General features: G+C 73.5%; 15 protein-coding genes and 1 tRNA gene. 9 read left to right on the top strand and 7 right to left on the bottom strand.

All coding sequences use genetic code 11. From position 1 onward, the window contains the following. Positions 1–210: 210 nt before the first annotated feature. Positions 211–549, bottom strand: a complete 339-nt coding sequence (locus WMF33_RS08800) for a transcriptional regulator (protein ID WP_437336722.1) — start codon at positions 547–549, stop codon at positions 211–213. Between the two features lie 204 nt (positions 550–753). Here WMF33_RS08800 and fusA point away from each other — a divergent pair, with 204 nt between their 5' ends. After that, positions 754–2,865, top strand: a complete 2,112-nt coding sequence (gene fusA / locus WMF33_RS08795; protein ID WP_437336721.1) for an elongation factor G — start codon at positions 754–756, stop codon at positions 2,863–2,865. Between the two features lie 27 nt (positions 2,866–2,892). On the opposite strand, the gene WMF33_RS08790 is transcribed toward fusA, so the two are convergent. Then, positions 2,893–4,524 carry a L,D-transpeptidase gene (locus WMF33_RS08790; protein ID WP_437336720.1) on the bottom strand — a complete coding sequence of 544 codons (1,632 nt, stop codon included), beginning with the start codon at positions 4,522–4,524 and terminating at the stop codon, positions 2,893–2,895. Between the two features lie 220 nt (positions 4,525–4,744). On the opposite strand from WMF33_RS08790, the gene WMF33_RS08785 reads away from it, so the two are divergent. Next, a tRNA-Arg gene (locus WMF33_RS08785) sits at positions 4,745–4,818 on the top strand. A 71-nt stretch (positions 4,819–4,889) separates the two neighbouring features. On the opposite strand, the gene WMF33_RS08780 is transcribed toward WMF33_RS08785, so the two are convergent. After that, the gene (locus tag WMF33_RS08780; protein WP_437336719.1) at positions 4,890–5,702 is read right to left on the bottom strand and encodes an isocitrate lyase/PEP mutase family protein; all 813 of its coding nucleotides are present in this window, start codon (positions 5,700–5,702) and stop codon (positions 4,890–4,892) included. Beyond that, positions 5,699–6,175, bottom strand: coding sequence for a carboxymuconolactone decarboxylase family protein (locus tag WMF33_RS08775; RefSeq protein ID WP_437336718.1), 477 nt, complete (start codon positions 6,173–6,175; stop codon positions 5,699–5,701). Before WMF33_RS08775 ends, WMF33_RS08780 begins: the two co-directional genes overlap by 4 nt. 68 nt (positions 6,176–6,243) lie before the next feature. Between WMF33_RS08775 and WMF33_RS08770 the strand changes: the two genes are divergently transcribed. Next, positions 6,244–7,770: a PLP-dependent aminotransferase family protein gene (locus WMF33_RS08770; protein ID WP_437336717.1), complete on the top strand. Its 1,527-nt coding sequence runs from the start codon at positions 6,244–6,246 to the stop codon at positions 7,768–7,770. Here the strand turns inward: WMF33_RS08770 and WMF33_RS08765 are convergent. After that, a complete protein-coding gene (locus WMF33_RS08765; RefSeq protein WP_437336716.1) occupies positions 7,686–8,720 on the bottom strand; it encodes a GNAT family N-acetyltransferase in 1,035 nt (344 codons plus the stop codon). The genes WMF33_RS08770 and WMF33_RS08765 overlap by 85 nt on opposite strands. Before the next feature lie 91 nt (positions 8,721–8,811). Here WMF33_RS08765 and WMF33_RS08760 point away from each other — a divergent pair, with 91 nt between their 5' ends. The 4 genes from WMF33_RS08760 (at position 8,812) to WMF33_RS08745 (ending at position 12,197) form a co-directional block, all read left to right on the top strand. Beyond that, positions 8,812–10,269: a PLP-dependent aminotransferase family protein gene (locus tag WMF33_RS08760; RefSeq protein ID WP_437336715.1), complete on the top strand. Its 1,458-nt coding sequence runs from the start codon at positions 8,812–8,814 to the stop codon at positions 10,267–10,269. Positions 10,270–10,479: 210 nt separating this feature from the next. Beyond that, positions 10,480–10,740: a SemiSWEET transporter gene (locus WMF33_RS08755; RefSeq protein WP_061622741.1), complete on the top strand. Its 261-nt coding sequence runs from the start codon at positions 10,480–10,482 to the stop codon at positions 10,738–10,740. 285 nt (positions 10,741–11,025) lie between these two features. Then, positions 11,026–11,373, top strand: coding sequence for a Kazal-type serine protease inhibitor domain-containing protein (locus WMF33_RS08750; RefSeq protein ID WP_437336714.1), 348 nt, complete (start codon positions 11,026–11,028; stop codon positions 11,371–11,373). Between the two features lie 161 nt (positions 11,374–11,534). Next, a complete protein-coding gene (locus WMF33_RS08745; RefSeq protein WP_061622743.1) occupies positions 11,535–12,197 on the top strand; it encodes a methyltransferase family protein in 663 nt (220 codons plus the stop codon). A 258-nt stretch (positions 12,198–12,455) separates the two neighbouring features. Here the strand turns inward: WMF33_RS08745 and WMF33_RS08740 are convergent, their stop codons facing one another. After that, the gene (locus WMF33_RS08740) at positions 12,456–13,736 is read right to left on the bottom strand and encodes a serpin family protein (protein ID WP_437336713.1); all 1,281 of its coding nucleotides are present in this window, start codon (positions 13,734–13,736) and stop codon (positions 12,456–12,458) included. A 184-nt stretch (positions 13,737–13,920) separates the two neighbouring features. Here WMF33_RS08740 and WMF33_RS08735 point away from each other — a divergent pair, with 184 nt between their 5' ends. After that, positions 13,921–14,406 carry a gluconokinase gene (locus WMF33_RS08735; protein ID WP_020733718.1) on the top strand — a complete coding sequence of 162 codons (486 nt, stop codon included), beginning with the start codon at positions 13,921–13,923 and terminating at the stop codon, positions 14,404–14,406. A 319-nt stretch (positions 14,407–14,725) separates the two neighbouring features. On the opposite strand, the gene WMF33_RS08730 is transcribed toward WMF33_RS08735, so the two are convergent. Then, positions 14,726–16,207 (bottom strand): hypothetical protein, encoded by a 1,482-nt coding sequence (locus WMF33_RS08730; protein WP_437336712.1) that lies wholly within the window; start codon positions 16,205–16,207, stop codon positions 14,726–14,728. Positions 16,208–16,372: 165 nt separating this feature from the next. Here WMF33_RS08730 and WMF33_RS08725 point away from each other — a divergent pair, with 165 nt between their 5' ends. Continuing rightward, complete coding sequence (locus tag WMF33_RS08725) at positions 16,373–17,617, top strand: SDR family oxidoreductase (RefSeq protein ID WP_437336711.1); 1,245 nt, start codon at positions 16,373–16,375, stop codon at positions 17,615–17,617. The last annotated feature ends 200 nt before the right edge of the window (positions 17,618–17,817 follow it).

Raw genomic sequence — 17,817 nt, 5'->3', positions numbered from 1 at the left:
TGTCCGTTCTGTGCGCAGCCGGCTGGCCGGCCAGCTGGCCGGCCGGCCGGCCCGCCTCCATCCATCGCTGCCGCGAATGCAGCCGATCCATCGCCCTTCGCCATCCAGACATTCCCAGCCATGCAGCCCAGCGATGCGCCGTCCGTGCCATGCAGTCCGGGGCTGCGCCGCGCGGGGCGCGCGGGCCTGCGCTCCGGCCGTCCACGCGGCTCACGGCGGGAGCCCGAGCGCGAGCGCTACCAGGGTGTCGATGCCGGCCAGGACGAGGACGAGCGCCGCGGCGGACCCCGCGCCGAGCCCGAGCGCCTTCACCGCGCGAAGGCCCCGCCCCCCGCGGGCGTCCGGCCGCCCGTGCTGAACGCCGCGCGTGACCCAGCACCACCCGAGCATGGACAGCGGCCCGAACGCATAGAGCGCTGCGCCCCAGGTCGCTCCGTTCCAGCAAGCGGCGCGCTGCTCGGGCGTAAGCCGCCGCCGATCCCACCGCTGCAGCGCGAGCGGCAGCGCAATGCCGAGCAGCATCTGGATTGCGAGGCGGAGAGCGCTCATGTCGCGCGAGGGGATCCCGGGCGCGCGATCCGCTCAGGCAGCGCCGGACAACCGCTGTTCGATCGAGCACGCCGCAGCGCGTCGCGGCAGAGCTCGGGTGAGCGACTCGATGCCCGTCTTCGCTGTCCTGCTGCGCCGCGGAAAGCACCCCAAAAATCGCGTGCCGGCCTTCTCGATCTCCACGGGGATTGATACGAACGAGGAATGACAACGACTGAGGCAGGGGACATCAGGAACGTTGCAATCATCGGACACAAGGGGGCTGGGAAGACATCGCTCGCCGAGGCCATGCTGTACGTCGGCAAGGCGACGGCCAAGCTCGGCAAGGTGGACGACAAGTCGAGTGTCCTCGACGATACCGCCGAGGAAAAAGAGCACGTTTGCTCGTTCGAGGCGAGCGTCGCGCACCTCTCCTGGGGCGGGAAGAAGATCAACCTCGTCGACACGCCCGGAGAGGGGAGCTTCCTCGCCGAGACGCGGCTCGCGCTCGCCGCGGTCGACGCGGCCATCCTCGTCGTGAGCGGCAAGGACGGCGTGCAGCCGATCACCGAGCGTGTCTTCGGGTGGGTGAGGGAGGCGAAGCTGCCGTGCATGGTCGTCGTCACCAAGGTCGACGCCGAGAACGCGCGACCCGACGAGGTGATCGCCGAGGTCCGCGCGCGCCTCAAGGCGCCGCTCGCGATCATGGAGGAGCGCGTCGGCGAGGGGCTCCAGTTCCGGGGGGTCGTGGCGATCCGGACGAAGAAGGCCTGGCTCGACAAGCCCGAGGCGCCCGCCGCGGCCGCCGGCGCTCCCGTGCCGGCCGACGTCGCGGGGGCGGTCGAGAAGGCCCGGGGCAAGCTCGTCGACGACGTCGCCGGCAGCGACGACGAGCTCACCGAGCGGTACCTGACCGAGGGCGACCTCACGCAGCAGGAGCTCGATCAGGGGCTCCGCGCCGCGGTCCGCCGGGGGGCGCTGGTCCCGGTCTACTTCGCCTCCGGGGTCCGCCCGAGCGGCGCCGCGGCGCTGCTCGACGGCATCGTCGAGCTCGTGCCCCCGCCGACCGAGCACCCGGCGTGGGCCGGCGTCGTCCCGAGCGGCAAGCCCGGCGCCGCGCCGCAGGCCGCCGAGCGGCCGCCGTCCGCGGAGGCGCCGGCGGCGGCGTTCGTCTTCAAGACGTCGATCGATCCGCACGCCGGCCGCACCTCGTTCGCGCGCGTGCTCTCCGGCGCGCTCCGGCCCGACGCCACGCTGCTCAACGCGAGCACGGGCAACGCCGAGCGCCTCGGCAAGATCCACGCCGTGGTCGGCAAGGACCACAAGCAGGTGGAGGAGGCGCGCGCCGGCGACATCGTCGCGCTGCACAAGCTGAAGGCCACGCTGAGCGGGCACACGCTCTGCGACGAGAAGCACGCGTTCCTCTTCAGCGCGCCGGAGCTGCCGCCGGCCCTCTTCTCGCGCGGCGTGAGGTTCGACGCGAAGGGCGGCGAGGACAAGGTCGGCAACGCCCTCTACCGGCTGACCGAGGAGGACCCGGGGCTCAGCGTGCACCAGGACCCGTCGACCCGCGAGCTCGTCGTCTCGGGCCTCGGCGCCCTGCACCTGGAGATCACGGTGGAGCGCATCCGCCGGCGCGTCGGGATCGACTGCCGGCTCGGCCCGCCGCACATCGCCTACAAGGAGACGATCTCGCGGAAGGCCACGAACGTCGAGGGCAAGCACAAGAAGCAGACCGGCGGTCATGGCCAGTTCGGCGTCTGTTACATCGACATGGAGCCGCTGCCGCGCGGCGGCGGCTTCGTCTTCGAGGACGCGGTCGTGGGCGGCGCCGTGCCGCGGCAGTTCATCCCCTCGGTCGAGAAGGGCATCGTCAAGTCGATGTCGAAGGGCGTCCTGGCCGGCTACCCGATGGTCGACGTCAAGGTGCGGCTCTTCGACGGCAAGTACCACGACGTCGACTCGTCGGACGCGGCCTTCCAGATGGCGGGCAGCAAGGCGTTCAAGGCCGCCGCCGCGCAGTGCGCGCCGGTGCTGCTCGAGCCCATCGTGCGGCTCTCGGTGACGGTGCCGAGCGCGACCATGGGCGACATCATCGGCGACATCAACAGCCGCCGCGGGAGGATCATCGGCACGGACTCGGTGGAGGATCAGACGATCGTGAACGCGTTCGTCCCGCTGGCCGAGGTGCTCGAGTACGAGTCGAAGCTGAAGAGCATGACCCAGGGCAAGGGCACGTTCACGATGAGCGTCGAGCACCTGGAGGTCTGCCCGCCGGCGGTGCAGGAGAAGGTGATCAAGGAGAGCGGCTTCAAGGCCGAGGCCGACGAGGACTGACGGGGGCGACGCCCGGGCTACGGCGGGCTACGGGTGGATGTGGACGATGGTCCCCTCCCCCGTGGCCTTCCCCGCGCTGACCCCGTGCCACCCGTCGGGCACCGGCGGATCGGTCCAGAGGAACACCCTGCGCGCGTCGATCGGCGACAGGTTGATGCACCCGTGGCTGCGCGGCTTGCCGTAGTCGTCGTGCCACGGCGCCGCGTGGATCGCGTAGCCCGCCTCGAAGTACTGCACCCACGGCACGTCGCGGAGCTCGAACTTGTTGTCGACCTCGTGCGCGTCCATCGTCGTCGTGACGTGCTTGTCGCGGATCCGGAACGTCCCGCGCACGGTCGAGAAGGTCTTCTTGGGGTCGCCGAGCCCGTCGCGCCCCGTCGCCGCCGCGGTCGCGTAGACCGGCCGCTTGCCCTCGTAGAGGATGAGCGTCTGGCTGAGGATCGAGATGTCGATCCACTTCACGTCCCCCTGCGCGAACGACGGCAGCTCCGAGGGCTTCACCGCGATGGCGACGTCGGAGTCGCGCACCCACGTCCCGTCCTTCGCCTCGACGAGGCGCGCGCCGCCCACCTTCCTCGATCGCCCCGTGAGCTGCACGGCGGTGTGCCAGGGCAGCTCGCCCGCCTTTTCCATCTCGCCGCCCGAGATGTCGTAGCGCTTCGCGTCCTGCCGGTGCACGAACGCGAGGGGCAGCTCCCACCCCTTGGTCATGTCGACGCCGCGGAACGTGGAGCCGCGGGCGGGCTTGAGCTTCGACGTGGGCACGAGCCGCGCGTCGGTGGTCATCGCGAAGCGCCGCCCGCCGTCACCCATGAAGGTGTCGATGAGGGCGAGCCCCGCCTTGCGCGCGATCCGGTTCGTGATGATCGCGTAGCCCGGGACCTTGAACGACGAGATGTTCGGGAGCTGCCGCCCGCCCTTGAAGAACCAGGGGATCTCGTCGCTGCCGTTGCCGCCGTAGAGCTCGCTGTCGCCGAGCTCGGGTGGCTCGGCGGGCGGGTCGCCGGTCGCGTTGCCCTGCGCGTCGAGCGGCACGTCGTTGGCGCCGACCTTGATCTCGTCCCACTTCTTCTTGAGCTTCTTGTAGCTGCGGAGGTGCCGCTCCAGGCTCATCTCGTACTGGAGCTGCTCCTTCATCGACGGCATCCGGTAGTAGTTCGGCGCGATGGCCCTGACGAAGGCGTACGGGTACGGCATCGGCTTGGACAGGTCGGGCCGCCGCGTGAGCGCCCGGAGGATCGGGTGCTTCATGTCGATCGTGGCGTCGCTGTCCGCGCACATGTACCCGGCGGGCAGCACGCGGTAGTAGCCGCCCTGGCAGTCGTCGAACGACACGGGCTTCTCCCCGCGGGGCGCCGTCCCGCCCGCGCGCAGGTAGCCGAGCTTGGCGGAGCGGCGGTCCGCCTTCTCGTAGATGGGCGCGACCATCTGCACGGCGCCGATGCGGGGCCCGTCGACGCGCGGGAGGGTGGCGGGGTCGTTCTCGGCGGACGTCTGCGCCGCGCCCGCGGAGAGGCTGATGATGCCCTCGGGCGTGGCGTTCTCCCCGCCGCTGCAGGCCGAGAGGACCGGCAGGGCGAGGGCGGCGAGCGCCAGGGCGGGCGGCGAGAAGCCGCGCGCGAGGGCCGGGATCGCAGAGCTTCGCTGTCGGGCGTCCATGCCCCGGGGATGCCGGACAGACGGGCGGGTGGCCAAGTTTTGGCGCTCCCCGATCGGCCCGAAGCGCGAGCAACCGGGCCCCAGGGGCGCTCCTGCGGGGGGCGCCCACCGCGGGCGATGCTCGGAGGCGACGGCGGGCAGTGCGCGATGATGCTGGAATGGGGTTGCGCTGGAGCCCGGCGTTGGGTAGGTTCCGGGCCCTCGCGAACCCCGCGAGCATGCGCCACTAGCTCAGCTGGATAGAGCGTCGGCCTCCGGAGCCGAAGGCCAGTGGTTCGAATCCACTGTGGCGCGCTGGGTTGTCGATGATCCCGGGACCTCGGGATCGCGCCCGGAGTGCGGCGAGGCGCCGCTCCGCGATGCGCTCACACAAACCACGCGTTGAGCTCGGCGTACGTCAGCGGCGCATCGTGGAACGGCGGCGGCGCCCACCGGCCGGCGAGCAGCTGCTCCGCGTCCTGCCTCGCGGCCGAGAGCGCCGTCAGGGCGAGGCGCGGCCCGACGCTCACCCGGCGCACGCCGAGGGCTCGGAGCTGCTCGACGGGCGGCAGCGCCGGCGAGGCCCACACGTTGAGCGGGGCCTGCACCTCCGCGGCGACGCGCGAGAGCCCCTCGGCCGCCGCGAGGCCCGGCACGAAGACGCCGTCGCAGCCCGCGTCGACGTAGCGCCTGGCGCGGCGCACCACCTCGTCGAGGGCCGCGGGGGACGCGGGCGCGCCGCGCAGGAGCACGTCGGTGCGCGCGTTCAGGAACAGGTCCAGCCCGGCGCGCTGGAGCGCCCCTCGCGCCGCGAGCAGCTTCGCAGCCAGCGCCTCGGGCGGCTCGGCGCCGTCCTCGAGGTTCACGCCCGCGACGCCAGCCTCCGCGAGGCGGCACACCGCGTTGGCGACCCCCTCGGCGCTCGTGGCGTAGCCTCGCTCGAGATCGACGCTCACCGGGACGCGCACGGCGCGGAGGATGTCGCGGGTCGAGGCGAGCAGCCGGTCGAACGGCAGGCGCTCGCCGTCGGCCGCGCCGTGCGCCCAGGCCACCGCCGCGCTGCTCGTCGCGACCGCGGCGCCGCCGGCGGCCTCGGCCATGCGGGCGCTCACGGCGTCCCACGCGTTGAGCAGGACGAGGAGCTGTCCCGGCGCGTGCAGCGCCCGGAAGCGCGCCGCGCTGGAGTGCGGCTGGCTCATTCGCCGCTCTCCGCGTCGGGCGCCGCCGGGAACCGGTAGGCCACGGCGATGCGGTTCCAGGCGTTGATCGTCGCCGCGACCGACGTCAGCGCCGCGAGGTCGGCGTCGGAGAACGCGCTCGACACCTCGCTGTACACCTCGTCGGGCACGCCGCCGTCCGCGAGCTGCGTCAGCGCGTCGGTCCACGCGAGCGCCGCCCGCTCCGGCGGCGTGAAGCAAGAGCTCTCGCGCCAGCGGGCGAGCGCCTCGAGCCGCTCGCCCGAGATCCCGAGCCGTCGCGCCTCGCGCCGGTGCATCGCGAGGCAGAAGGAGCAGCGGTTCACCAGCGAGGCGCGCACCTTGACCAGCTGGATGAGCTCCGCGCCGAGGGCGCTCTGCTTCGTGGCGGCCGAGATCGCGAGCAGCGCGCGATCGGTCTCGGGGGCGAGGCGCCGGAACCCCGCGTAGTCGAGCCGGGAAGTTTTGGTTGCCATGGCCCGGCAGGATAGGTTCATGATGGCCCAGCGACAGTGCCAAGAACCTCGAAAACGAGTGGGCCATCGTGACCCGCCGCGGAGCCAGGCTCTCCCCGGTGCGCCGGCGGCAGCGGAGCGCCGGTACGCTGCAAGCGCAGCTCTACGACCGGATCCGCCAGGCGATCCTCTCCGGCGCGCTCGCGTCGGGCGCGCGGCTCCCCTCGGCGCGCGCCATGGCGCTCGAGGCGGGCGTCTCGCGGGGGACCGTGGACGCCGCGTACGCGCGCCTCTCGGTCGAAGGGTTCCTCGTGGCGCGCGGCGCGGCCGGCACGTTCGTCACGACCCCGCTCCCCATCGCCGCCGCCTTCGCCCCCGCGGCCCCTCCGGAGCCGCCGCGCAAGGAGCCCCGCGCCCGCGCGGCGCTCCGCCCCTTCCAGATCGGCGTCCCCGCGGTCGACGCGTTCCCCGTCGCGACCTGGTCGCGGCTGCTCGGCCGGCACGCGCGGCGCGCCCGCGCCGGCGATCTCGCGGGCTCCGACCCGTGCGGCGACCGCGCCCTGCGCGAGGCCATCGCCGCGCACCTCGCGGTCTCCCGCGGCGTCGTCGCGCGCGCGGAGCAGGTGATGATCACCGGGGGCTACCACGGCGCGCTCGGCCTGCTCGCCCGCGCGCTCGCGCGGCCGGGGGACGGGGCGTGGTTCGAGGAGCCCGGCTACCACCGGGCACGGGCCGCGCTGGAGCTCGCCGGGCTGCGGCTCGCGGCCGTGCCGGTGGACGCCGAGGGCCTCGACGTCGCCCGCGGCGCCGCGCTCGCCCCGCGCGCCCGGTTCGCGTTCGTGACGCCGAGCCACCAGATGCCGCTCGGCATGGCGCTCTCGCTGCCGCGCAGGCTCGCCCTCCTCGCCTGGGCGCGCGGCGCCGACGCGTGGGTCATCGAGGACGACTACGACGGCGAGTTCCAGCGCGCCTCGGCGCCGCTGCCCGCCCTCAAGAGCCTCGATGACCAGGGCCGGGTGATCTACGCGGGGACCTTCAGCAAATCGATGTTCCCCGCGCTGCGCCTCGGCTTCCTCGTCGTTCCGGACGGCGCGCGCGACGCGCTCGCCCGCGTGGCCAGCCTGCTGCACCCGGCCCCGCTGCTCGCCGTGCAGCGCGCCGCCGCCGACTTCCTCGGCGAGGGGCACTTCGCGCGTCACGTGCGGCGCATGCGCGCGCTCTATGCAGAGCGGCACGGCGCGCTGTCTCGCGCGCTCGAAGAGCTCTCCTCGCCGCAGCTCCAGGTCGAGGAGGGGACGGGCGGGCTGCACCTGATCGCGCGCCTGACCGGCGCCCGAGACGGCGAGGTGGTCGAGCGCGCGAGCCAGCTGGGCCTCGCGCCCGGCGCCCTGTCGAGCTTTTATCGATCCGACCCGGCCGAGGGGCGGCTCGACGGGCTGCTGCTCGGGTTCGCCGCGCTGCCCGCCTCGCGCGCGCAGAAGGCCGTGCACCGCCTCGCGCAGGCCATCGCGCCCTCGCCGCCGCCCCGGCATCACCCCCTGGCGAGGACCATCTCCGTCGACGTGAACGGCAGCGGCGGCAGGTCCGCGCGGTTACGGAACCCGAACCGCGCGTAGAACGTGTGCGCGTCCTGCGTGCCGAGGTGGACGTGGCGCGCGCCGCGGACCGCCGGGTGCGCGAGCAGCAGGCGCACCACCGCCTCGCCCACGCCGAGGCCCCGCAGCGAAGGGGCGACCATCACGTCGAACATCCACGCGCGCTTGCTCCCGTCGCTCACCGCGCGCGCCGTCGCCACGAGCCGGCCCGCGGCGTCGCGCGCGCCCACCCACGCCGACGAGCCGAGCAGCGCCCGCGCGATCACCTCGCGCGGCACGCCCTGGCTCCAGTAGGCCCCCTCGAGCAGATCGACGGCCGCGCCCACGTCGCGCGGCCCGAGCGCGCACGCGAGCGCGCAGCCCGCCGGCGCCCGCAGGAACTCGGGCACCGGCGTGTCCGGGCTCGCGCCGCGCACGAGCTCGATCGCCTCGGGATCGCCCGGCGAGCCCCGCTCCCAGAGCTTCGTGAGGAGCCGCGCCCGCTCCTCCGGCGCGCGGCGCTGCGCGAGCTCCGCCTTGCCGTCGAGCCTCTCGAGCGAAACCGCGAGCACGAGGATCCCGTCGATCGCCTCGCGGTCGAGCGGACCCCGGGCGTCGAGCGGCGCGTCCCCGCCCTCGGGCTGGTACTTCCGCGTCAGCGCCTCCAGCACCTCGGCCTTGCGGTCCGGATCGTCCACGCGCTCGATCACCCCGTGCGCCCGCGCGCGCCGGTGGAGCGTCGTCGCCGGACAGGCGCGCGCTGGCTCGGCGAGATAGCTCGGGATCGAGGCGACGATCTGCTCGCACGACACCACCGCCGCCCGGCCGACGGCCTCGATCTCCTCGCCCGCGGGCGCGCCGTGGAACGCGATCGACCCCCGGACCACGACGCCCTGCACCGCCCGCAAGAGCGGCTCGCCCTCCGCCGTCGTCGAGGCCACGTGCACCACCTCCGCGCGCCCGAGGAGCTCCTCGGCCTCCGCGCGATCCATGCGAACGTCCTTCCTGCGCATGGCCGGAGCGTGCCGCGCGGCTGGTACGTCCAAAAGATCCGGTCCATGGATTTCTGCTAGACCAGTCGGCGTGCCCTGGGAGCTCTCGCTCGCCGTCGATCCCGCCGCGTCGCAGCCGATCTTCCTGCAGATCGCGCGCGCCCTCGCCGACGACATCCGCCGCGGCCGGCTCCGCGCCGGCGACGAGCTCCCGGGCAGCCGCGCGCTCGCGCGGTCCCTGTCGGTCCACCGCAACACCGTCCTCGCCGCGTACCGCGAGCTCGCCGCCGAGGGGTGGATCGAGGCCAGCGCCGCGCGCGGCACCTTCGTCTCGGCCGAGCTGCCGGCGCCCGCGCCCCGGCGCTTCGCCCGGCGCGCCGCGGTCCGGGCCGAGGTGCCGCCGAAGCTCGGCTTCGACCTCGGCGCGACCTCGCTCCGGCCCCTGCCCCTCGCCCCCGAGGGCGCGCTCCGGATGAGCGGCGGCCTCCCCGACATACGCCTCGTCCCGACCGCGGCGCTCGCGCGCGCCTACCGCCGCGCGCTCCGGGCCGAGCCGAGGCGGCTGCTCGACTACGCCGATCCCCGCGGCCACGCCCGCCTCCGCGCCGCCCTCGCCGCGATGCTCTCGGCGGTGCGCGGCCTCGCCGCCGGCCCCGAGTCGGTGCTCGTCACGCGCGGCAGCCAGATGGCGCTCGACCTCGTCGCGCGCGCGCTGCTCGCGCCGGGCGACGCGGTGGCCGTCGAGTCGTACGGCTACCGCCCCGCGTGGGAGGCGCTCCGCCTCGCCGGCGCGCGGCTCGTCCCGCTGCCGGTCGACGCCGCGGGCCTCTCGGTCGACGCGCTCACGGAGCTCGCCGATCGCGAGCGCCTCCGCGCCGTCTACGTCACCCCGCACCACCAGTACCCCACGACCGCGGTGCTCGCGCCCGGGAGGCGGATCGCGCTCCTCGAGCTCTGCCGCAGCCGCCGGATCGCGATCCTCGAGGACGACTACGATCACGAGTTCCACTACGACGGCCGCCCGGTGCTGCCGCTCGCCAGCGCGGACACGGCCGGCATCGTCGTCTACATCGGCACCCTGTCGAAGATCCTCGCCCCCGGGCTCCGGCTCGGCTTCGTGGTCGCGCCCGAGCCCCTGATCGAGCGGCTCTCCCTGCACCGCACCTTCGTCGACCGGCAGGGCGACCACGCGGTGGAGCGCGCCGTCGCCGAGCTGCTCGAGGACGGCGAGGTGCAGCGCCACGCGCAGCGCGCGCGGCGCATTTACCGGGCGCGGCGCGATCTCCTCGTCGCGTCGCTGCGCGCCCGGCTGGGCGGCGCGCTCGACTTCCGCGTGCCGGTCGGCGGGATGGCCCTGTGGGCCAAGGTGGACGCCGCGATCGACGCGGACGCCTGGGCCGAGCGCTCGCTCGCGCGGAAGGTCGCGTTCTCGGCGGGGCGACGGTTCGCGTTCGACGGCAAGAGACGCCCCTTCCTGCGGCTCGGGTTCGCGGCGCTGGACGAGCGAGAGATCCGCGAGGCGGTGGAGAGGATGGTCCAGGCGCTCTGACCGGCGAGGCGGACAGCCGGCCAGAGCGCCCCGGCGCCCGACAACGCGGCGAACGCGGCAGCGTCTGGAGAGCGCGGGTGTCCGCGGTCCGGGGGCGGCCCCCACCTCCGGGCGATGGCGGCACGTCCACAAAATCGCGGTCTCTCCCTGTCTCTCCGGGGAAAGCTACTCTATGCAGCGGGGGCGAACCGAAGGAACAGACACCACCCGATGAATCCAGAAGTCGTGACCGCGCTCGGGCTCGTCGCGGCGACCCTCACCACGGTCTCCTTTCTCCCGCAGGTGCTCCGCACGCTGCGCACGCGGGACACCCGCTCGATCTCGGTCGGCATGTACGCGGCCTTCGTGACCGGCGTCGGCCTGTGGCTCGTTTACGGCCTGCTCACCGGGGACGTGCCGATCATCGTCGCCAACGCGATCACGTTCGTCCTCTCGGGCACCGTGTTCGTCCTCAAGCTCCGGTACGGCTGAGCTGCCCCCCTCCCGCGCGGCGCCCCCCTTGCCGCCTCGCCCAGACAACCCCACTCCGCCCCGGCGGCGCGCACTGGCCTCTCCGGTCCTCTCGCCGAAGCCGGCCTTTCCGAGCCTCGCTTGACACGGCATTTCCCGCGTTCTACTGCATTGCCAGTCCCAGCAGCGGGACGAGGGCGCAGATCCCCAGTGGACCATGTCGTGCTCGGCGCGCTGGGGCGAGAGATCGGCTCTCGCGCCTCGATCGCCGTGCCGTGGGCTGCCTTGGTCCTGAGAGGGTGATTCATGAGACGATTTCACGGGCTGGGTCTGCTGCTGGCGCTCGCGGCGCTGGGCTGCGGGGATTCCGATGAGGCGCCGATCGCCGAGGCGGGGGAGAGCTGCGGCGGCTTCACCAACGGCCCCGCGCCCGTCTGCGCCACGGGGCTCTATTGCAGCTACGCGCTCCAGGACAGGTGCGGCTGGGCGGACGCGGCAGGCGTCTGCGAGGAGCGACCGGCGTCCTGCACGGAGGAGCTCAATCCCGTCTGCGGCTGCGACGACAGGACTTACGCGAATGCCTGTCTGGCCGCGATGGCCGGCGTCGCCGTCCAAGCGATGGGCGAGTGCGACGCCGCCACGACCGATGGATGAGCCGAGCTCGCCGCCACCCGCGACGCATACGTCCCCGGCTCGCGCGCCGCGAGGTGCGCTGCGCCCGCGGTGAATCGACGACGGTTCCGATACGGCACCAGGCCGCGCCGGCTTGACCGCACCCGCGCCCCCTCTCACCATCCAACGTAAGGGGGAATACAATGAATGGCGCGGTGCTCTACGACCTCGCGATGCGGCTGCCGCTCGCCGTCCTGATGCTCTATAACGCCCTGTTCGTCGGGCGGGATATCTACGTTCACCTGTTTCTCGGGCGCGGGCCCGCGGGGCTCACGTACGGGACGACGCTGGCCGCGCTCCTCGCCACCGAGGCGTATCTCTTGCTCGTCGCGGCGCTCACGCTGGTTCGCCTCCGCCCGGTGCGCAAGCTGAGCGGCGTCGTGCCTCGCGTCACCGCGCTCGCCGCCGGCCTGCTGCCGGCGAGCCTGGCGTGGCTGCCCAAGGTTGCGCCGACGCCCGGCCGCCAGATCGCGGGGACGCTGCTCCTCGTCGCGGGGCTCTCGCTCGCCGTGGTCAGCCTCGGCTGGCTGGGCAAGTCGTTCAGCGTCATGCCCGAGGCGCGCCGGCTCGTCACGGGCGGCCCGTACCGGCTGGTGCGACATCCAGTCTACCTCGCGACGGTGATCCAGGGCGCCGGCGTGATCGTGCTCTATCCGTCGATCGCCGCGATCGTGCTCTACACGGTCGAGCTCGTCTTGCAGGTCATCCGCATGGGGTACGAGGAGCGCGTGCTGCGCGACACCTTCCCCGAATACGACGAGTACGCGCGCCAGACCTCCGCGCGGCTCATCCCCCGCCTCTACTGACGAGCGACGACGCGCCCGCGCGCCGCTTCGCCCCCGGCGGCGTTGCGCGACAAAATGCCACGCGCGTCGCACGCGCGCCGCGTCGAGGGCGCCGCGTCGGGATATGCGCGATACGCCGCCTCGATGACGCAGCACGGCGGGCGCAGCGCGCGTTCCTTGGCGTCGGCCCTCCGTCGTTGGAGAGGAGAAATGCCCCGACGAGCTCAGCGTGGCAATCGCCGCGACCGGAGGAACGGCGGCCGCGGCGGGCTCGGCGGCTCAACCGGACGGATTCGCCACCCGGCCGACGAACAGGATCGCGCCGGTCGCGTGGTCCCGGATGAAGAAGAGGAACGGACGGTCGAAATGGATGGTCGCGGGCTCGGGCGCCGACGTCTCGCCGATGACCACCCCCGTCGCCGCCGCCGCCTCGGTGCCCGCCTCGTTCACGGAGACGAACGCCTTGTGGAGCACGTCGCTGATGAAGAGGCCGCCTTGCCCGTTCATCCCCGAGAAATCCGCGAGGCCGGAGAAGGCGATGGGCATCCCCAGCTCCGTGAGCGGCTGGACGAGATCGAGGGTCGACGCGAACTTGAACCTCGGCAGCGTCATCGTGACGCTCCGCGATCCGAGCGAGGCGAGGACTCCATCGAGCCGCTCCCGGTCGAGCCCCGCCTCGAAGCCCCCGAGCTCCGACGGGAGCACGAGCACCATCGACAGCTCGCCGCCCTCATAGGGCATCTCCAGCGCCTCGTAGCCGTCGCCGTCGCCATAGCGGACCTGCGCGTTGCCGGTCATCATCGGCACCGAGACGATGGAGCCGTCCGCCAGCGTGAAGTCGCCGGGGGCGGTCGCCTCCTCCTCGAACGGAAACTGCCACGCTGCGTTGAAGTAGATGGCGTTCGTCAGCACGAGCCGCGTCGCGGGCTGGATGGCGCCCTCGGGCAGGATGTCCTTGATCCGGTCCTCGGTGCGCTCTGCCACCCAGCCGTTGATGATCCCCCGCGCCTCCTCGGGCGCCTGGGCGAAGTCGACGACGCGCAGCCCGGCCCCGTAGCTCTCCGCGAGCACGTCGAGGAACGACGGCGCGAACGAGGAGCCGACCTGTCCCCAGAGCGCGTTGGCCACCTTGAGCCGGAACCCCGCGCCGTCCTGCCCCTCGGCGCCCTCGCCGCGGCGCGCGAGCGCCAGGTCGAGCGCGTTGAACGCCGGATGAAGCCGCTCCTGGGGCAGGGTGAAGCGCAGCGCGCGCGCCATCTGCTCCGCCGTTTCGCCGCGGGCGCCGGCGTACGTCATCGCCAGCGCGCTCGACACGCTGTACGGCGAGCAGAAGAGGTTGCCAGGCTCGGCGCCGACCTGACGGTAGAGCTCGAGCGCGAACGCCGTGTTGCCGGCGACGAGCTCCTTGGCGTCGGCCTGGGGCACGTCGGGCGCGCGGATCCGCGGCTTCTCCGAGGCGATGACGCAGCCCGCCGTGTCCGGATCCCTGCAGCCGGAGGCCGAGGGCTGCGGTGAGGGCTTCGCCGCCGCGGCGCCGTCGGAGGTGCAACCGGCGGACATCAGGGAAAAGGGCAACAGGACCGCGGAGATCGGAGGCCTACGCATGCGCCCGGCGGAGCAGGGGGCGTGCCGGCCTGCCGTGGTCCGAGCGCCGGCGGGCGTGCAGGACACGGCGCCGCGCATGATAGGATGCGACCACCATGCGGAGAGCCCGTGAGAGAGGCGCCAGCGGGGCGCGGCGCCCGTGATCGTGGTCGTGATGGGCGTGAGCGGCGCCGGAAAGACCACGGTCGGGGTGCGCCTCGCGCGCGACCTCGGGTGGGAGTTCCTCGACGCCGACGACCTCCACCCCGCCGCCAACATCGAGAAGATGCGCTCCGGCAAGCCGCTCGACGACCGGGATCGCGCGCCGTGGCTCGCCGCGCTCGCGGCGCGGATCCGCCAGCTCCTCGACGCGGGGCGCGACGCCGTGATCGCCTGCTCGGCGCTCAAGGCGGCTTACCGCGCGCAGCTGCTCGTCGACCCCGCGCGCATGCGCCTCGTGCACCTGACCGGCGATCCCGCGCTGATCGCCGCGCGCCTCGCGTCGCGGACGGAGCACTTCATGCCGCCCGGCCTCCTGGCGACGCAGCTCGCCGCGCTGGAGCCGCCGGAGGACGCGATCCGCGTCGACATCGGCGGCACCCCCGAGGAGATCGCCGCCGCCGTCCGCCGCGCGCTCGGCCTGTGAGCCGGGCCCGCCCCGCGCAGCGCCTGCGCGACGCCGCAGCGCCTGCACGACGCCGCAGCAGCGCCTGCGCGAGGTAGCAGCTGCCTGCGGGAGGCAGCAGCCGCCTGCGGGAGGCAGCAGCGCCTGCACGGGTCATGGCGCGCGGAGGGGCCGAGGACACCGCCGAGCGAAGGACCCGGCGCGCCGGGCGCGGTCGGTGGTGCTCAAATTTGCCGGAGAGAGTTCCCATGAAGGCGGGAAGGCAGGAAGATCATTGATCTTTTCTTCCCGCCTTCCCGCCTTCCCGCCTTCATGCTCAATTTCGAGCACTGCCGCGCGGTCAGTCCGATTCGGGCAGCCGGGCCACGAAGAGCGCGCCCTGCTCGCTGGAGAGCTCGTCGCCCCCCAGCGCGATCGTGCCCTGGAACCCCCCGGCGAGCACCGGCTTCTCCCACGGGTCCAGCTCCAGCCCGACGACGCGGACGTCGGCGCCGATGCGCTGGGTCCACGCCTCTTCCCCCCCGCTCGGGCTCAGCCCGGCCGCCCACGCGCTGCACGACGCCGGCTCCTCCGCCGCGCACAGCGCATCGCCGGCCAGCACCACGCTCTCCTCGCTCGCCGTGACCTGGCGGGGGCTCCGCGCGTCGAAGCGCTTCACCCAGAGCACGTCGCCGTCGTCGTCGAGCTTGGCCACGAACGGCCGCGGGCCGCCCGGCAGCTCGGGCTCGCCGAAGACGCCGCTGCCGGAGAGCAGCGCGGCGCCGTCCGGATCCACGGCGAGATCGAACGCCATCTCCAGCTGATCCGACGAGCCGCGGAACCGCTTGTGCCACTCGAGCTGTCCGTCGTCGTCGAGCTTGGTCACGAACGTCGCCGTGCCGCGCCCGTCCTGGCTCGCGATGAGCGCGTTGCCGTCGTCGTCGACCTCGATGCCGATCTCCTCGCTGTCCGCGCCGCTCGGCGGCAGGCTGACCCACACGACGCGACCCGAAGCGTCGAGCCGGACGACGAAGGCGCCGATCGCCCGCCGCTCGATCCGCACGCCGGCGACCTTCGCCGCCCCCTCGAGCCTGCCGAGCATGAGCGCGCCACCGTCGACGTCAGCCGCGAGCGCCGTGCCGCTCAGGATGGAGTCCTCCTCGGCGCTGATCTGCACGGCCCAGCGGGTCGCGCCGTTCGAGCCGAGCTTCGCGAGGAACAGATCGGCGCCCCAGGGCGACGCCGCCGTGAGGTGGTGCGCCCCGAGATCGAGCGCGCCGGTGAACTCGCCGAGCACGAACGCGTGCCCCCCCTTGCCCGCGGCCACGTCGATGGCCCCCTGCGCCGCGGCGTCGCCGAACCGCTTGGCCCAGATCGGATTGCCGCACGCGTCGAGCTTCGCCACGAAGACGTCCGCCGCGCCCGCGCTCTCGAGCCGGGTGTCGCCGAAGGTCGCGTCGCCCTCGAGGGCGCCGGCGAGCAGCGCGTTGCCCGCCGTGTCGATGGCGAAGCCGCGCAACGTCGCGCCCGTGGCGGGGAACTGCCGGCTGAACGGCCGCCGCCGGCAGCCCGGCTCGGCCCGAGCGGCCGCGCTCGGCCCACCCGCGCCGGACACGCTGCCGCCGCGCGGGGCCGCGGCGCCCTGACACACACCGCCGGGATCCGCTGCCCCCGTCCCGCACATTCCCGCGGGCGATCTGTGCTCCGCGTTCGCCCCGATCGGATCCACGCCGTCGCGCCCCGGCTCTCCCTCCGCCGCGCCGCCCCCAGCCCCCGAGACACACCCAGCTCCCCAGCAGATGACGCCGCAGAGCGCGCCCAGCGCCCCCAAGACAGACCGCATACCGCATTCTCCTCGCCCGCCTCGACGCGGGCAGACTGGAAACACTGCAGGATGTGGACCATGACCATTCCATTTCAAACTTCTTGGAAGTACGAAAATCTCGTCCTCTATCGGGGCGCGCGAACTCATCTGGGACGGGAGGGCGCGATCGGATAGAACCGCTCCATGCCCTCTTCACGCCGCCACTTCCTCTCGCTCACCGCTGCGGCGGGCTCGATGGCTGCGTTCGGCTGCTCCTCCGCGCCGAGGCCCAGCCCGGCCGCGGCGGCCGGCGCCGGGCCCGTTCCGGGCGGCGGCCAGGCGCCCGCGCCTGCCCCGCCGGCGTCGCCGCAGCCGACCGCGTCCTCCGGGAGCTCCGGAAAGAAGACGCTCCTCGTCCTCGGTGGAACAGGCTTCCTCGGGCCCGCCGTGGTCGAGGCGGCGAAGGCGCGCGGCTATACCGTCACCCTCTTCAACCGCGGCAAGACGCGGCCGCACCTCTTCCCCGATATCGAGAAGCTGCACGGCGACCGGGATCCGAACAAGGGTGATGGGCTCAAGGCCCTCGCCGGCCGCGCGTGGGACGCCGTCATCGACAACTCGGGGTACGTGCCGCGGATCGTCAAGGCGTCCGCGGAGCTGCTCGCCCCGAACGTGCAGCAATACGTGTTCATCTCGAGCCTCTCCGCCTACGCGACCCACACGACCCCGGGGGCCGACGAGGCGGCCCCGGTCGCGACGATGGCGGACCCCACCGTCGAGACGATGGGCAAGGACTTCGAGAACTACGGCCCTCTCAAGGCGCTCTGCGAGCAGGCCGCCGAGGCGGCGATGCCCGGCCGGGTCACGAGGGTCCGCCCCGGGTTCATCGTCGGGCCCGAAGACCCGACCGACCGGTTCACGTACTGGCCCGTTCGCGTCGAGCGGGGCGGAGAGGTCCTCGCCCCGGGCACGCCGCTCGACCCGATCCAGATCATCGATGTCCGCGATCTCGCCGCGTGGCTCGTCGCCGTCGTCGAGGCCCGGACGACTGGCATCTTCAACGCGACCGGGCCCGGCGAGCCGCTCACGATGGGCGGGCTGCTCGACACGTGCAAGGCCGCGCTCGGCGGCGGCGCGAACGCGCGCTTCACCTGGGTGAGCGCGAAGTTCCTCGAGAAGCCGGGCGGCGAGCCGGTCGACCTGCCGATCTGGGCCCCCGCAGAGGGCGAGACCCAGGCCTTTCACCTGCGCAGCACCGAGCGCGCGCGCAAAGCAGGGCTCACGTTCCGCGCCGTCCAGGAAACGGTCAAGGACACTTTGTCGTGGTGGAAGACTCTTCCGCCGGAGCGGCAAGCCAAGCCGCGGGCAGGGCTCTCGCCGGAGCGCGAGGCCGAGCTCCTGCGCGCGTGGCGAGCGCAGCCCAGAGGCGCCGGCAAACTGCCACAGTAGCGCACCCCTGCCCACTTGGGGTAGAATGCTGCCGCACGACTCCGGCGGACGTCGCGCCGCTGGAGGAGCCCGCTGTCGCGGGCGACGATGGCCCCCTCCATGACCCCCCATCCATCTACGATCACGACGGAGCTCCCAGCGAGCGAAGGGGCCACCGCGCGGACACCCACGCCGGCACCTCCGACCCCGCTGCCGGCGCC

Origin of the sequence: Sorangium sp. So ce394 (genome assembly GCF_051474665.1) — a bacterium.
In the GTDB taxonomy this organism is placed as follows: Bacteria; Myxococcota_A; Polyangia; order Polyangiales; family Polyangiaceae; genus Sorangium; species Sorangium cellulosum_D.
This window is presented reverse-complemented; position numbering and strand designations above follow the sequence as displayed.

Excerpts from the sequence above, each read along its gene's own strand:
- WMF33_RS08800 (WP_437336722.1), bottom strand. The coding sequence starts at position 549 with ATGAGCGCTCTCCGCCTCGCAATCCAGATGCTGCTCGGCATTGCGCTG.
- fusA (WP_437336721.1), top strand. The coding sequence starts at position 754 with ATGACAACGACTGAGGCAGGGGACATCAGGAACGTTGCAATCATCGGA.
- WMF33_RS08790 (WP_437336720.1), bottom strand. The coding sequence starts at position 4,524 with ATGGACGCCCGACAGCGAAGCTCTGCGATCCCGGCCCTCGCGCGCGGC.
- WMF33_RS08780 (WP_437336719.1), bottom strand. The coding sequence starts at position 5,702 with ATGAGCCAGCCGCACTCCAGCGCGGCGCGCTTCCGGGCGCTGCACGCG.
- WMF33_RS08775 (WP_437336718.1), bottom strand. The coding sequence starts at position 6,175 with ATGGCAACCAAAACTTCCCGGCTCGACTACGCGGGGTTCCGGCGCCTC.
- WMF33_RS08765 (WP_437336716.1), bottom strand. The coding sequence starts at position 8,720 with ATGGATCGCGCGGAGGCCGAGGAGCTCCTCGGGCGCGCGGAGGTGGTG.
- WMF33_RS08755 (WP_061622741.1), top strand. The coding sequence starts at position 10,480 with ATGAATCCAGAAGTCGTGACCGCGCTCGGGCTCGTCGCGGCGACCCTC.
- WMF33_RS08750 (WP_437336714.1), top strand. The coding sequence starts at position 11,026 with ATGAGACGATTTCACGGGCTGGGTCTGCTGCTGGCGCTCGCGGCGCTG.
- WMF33_RS08745 (WP_061622743.1), top strand. The coding sequence starts at position 11,535 with ATGAATGGCGCGGTGCTCTACGACCTCGCGATGCGGCTGCCGCTCGCC.
- WMF33_RS08740 (WP_437336713.1), bottom strand. The coding sequence starts at position 13,736 with ATGTCCGCCGGTTGCACCTCCGACGGCGCCGCGGCGGCGAAGCCCTCA.
- WMF33_RS08730 (WP_437336712.1), bottom strand. The coding sequence starts at position 16,207 with ATGCGGTCTGTCTTGGGGGCGCTGGGCGCGCTCTGCGGCGTCATCTGC.
- WMF33_RS08725 (WP_437336711.1), top strand. The coding sequence starts at position 16,373 with ATGCCCTCTTCACGCCGCCACTTCCTCTCGCTCACCGCTGCGGCGGGC.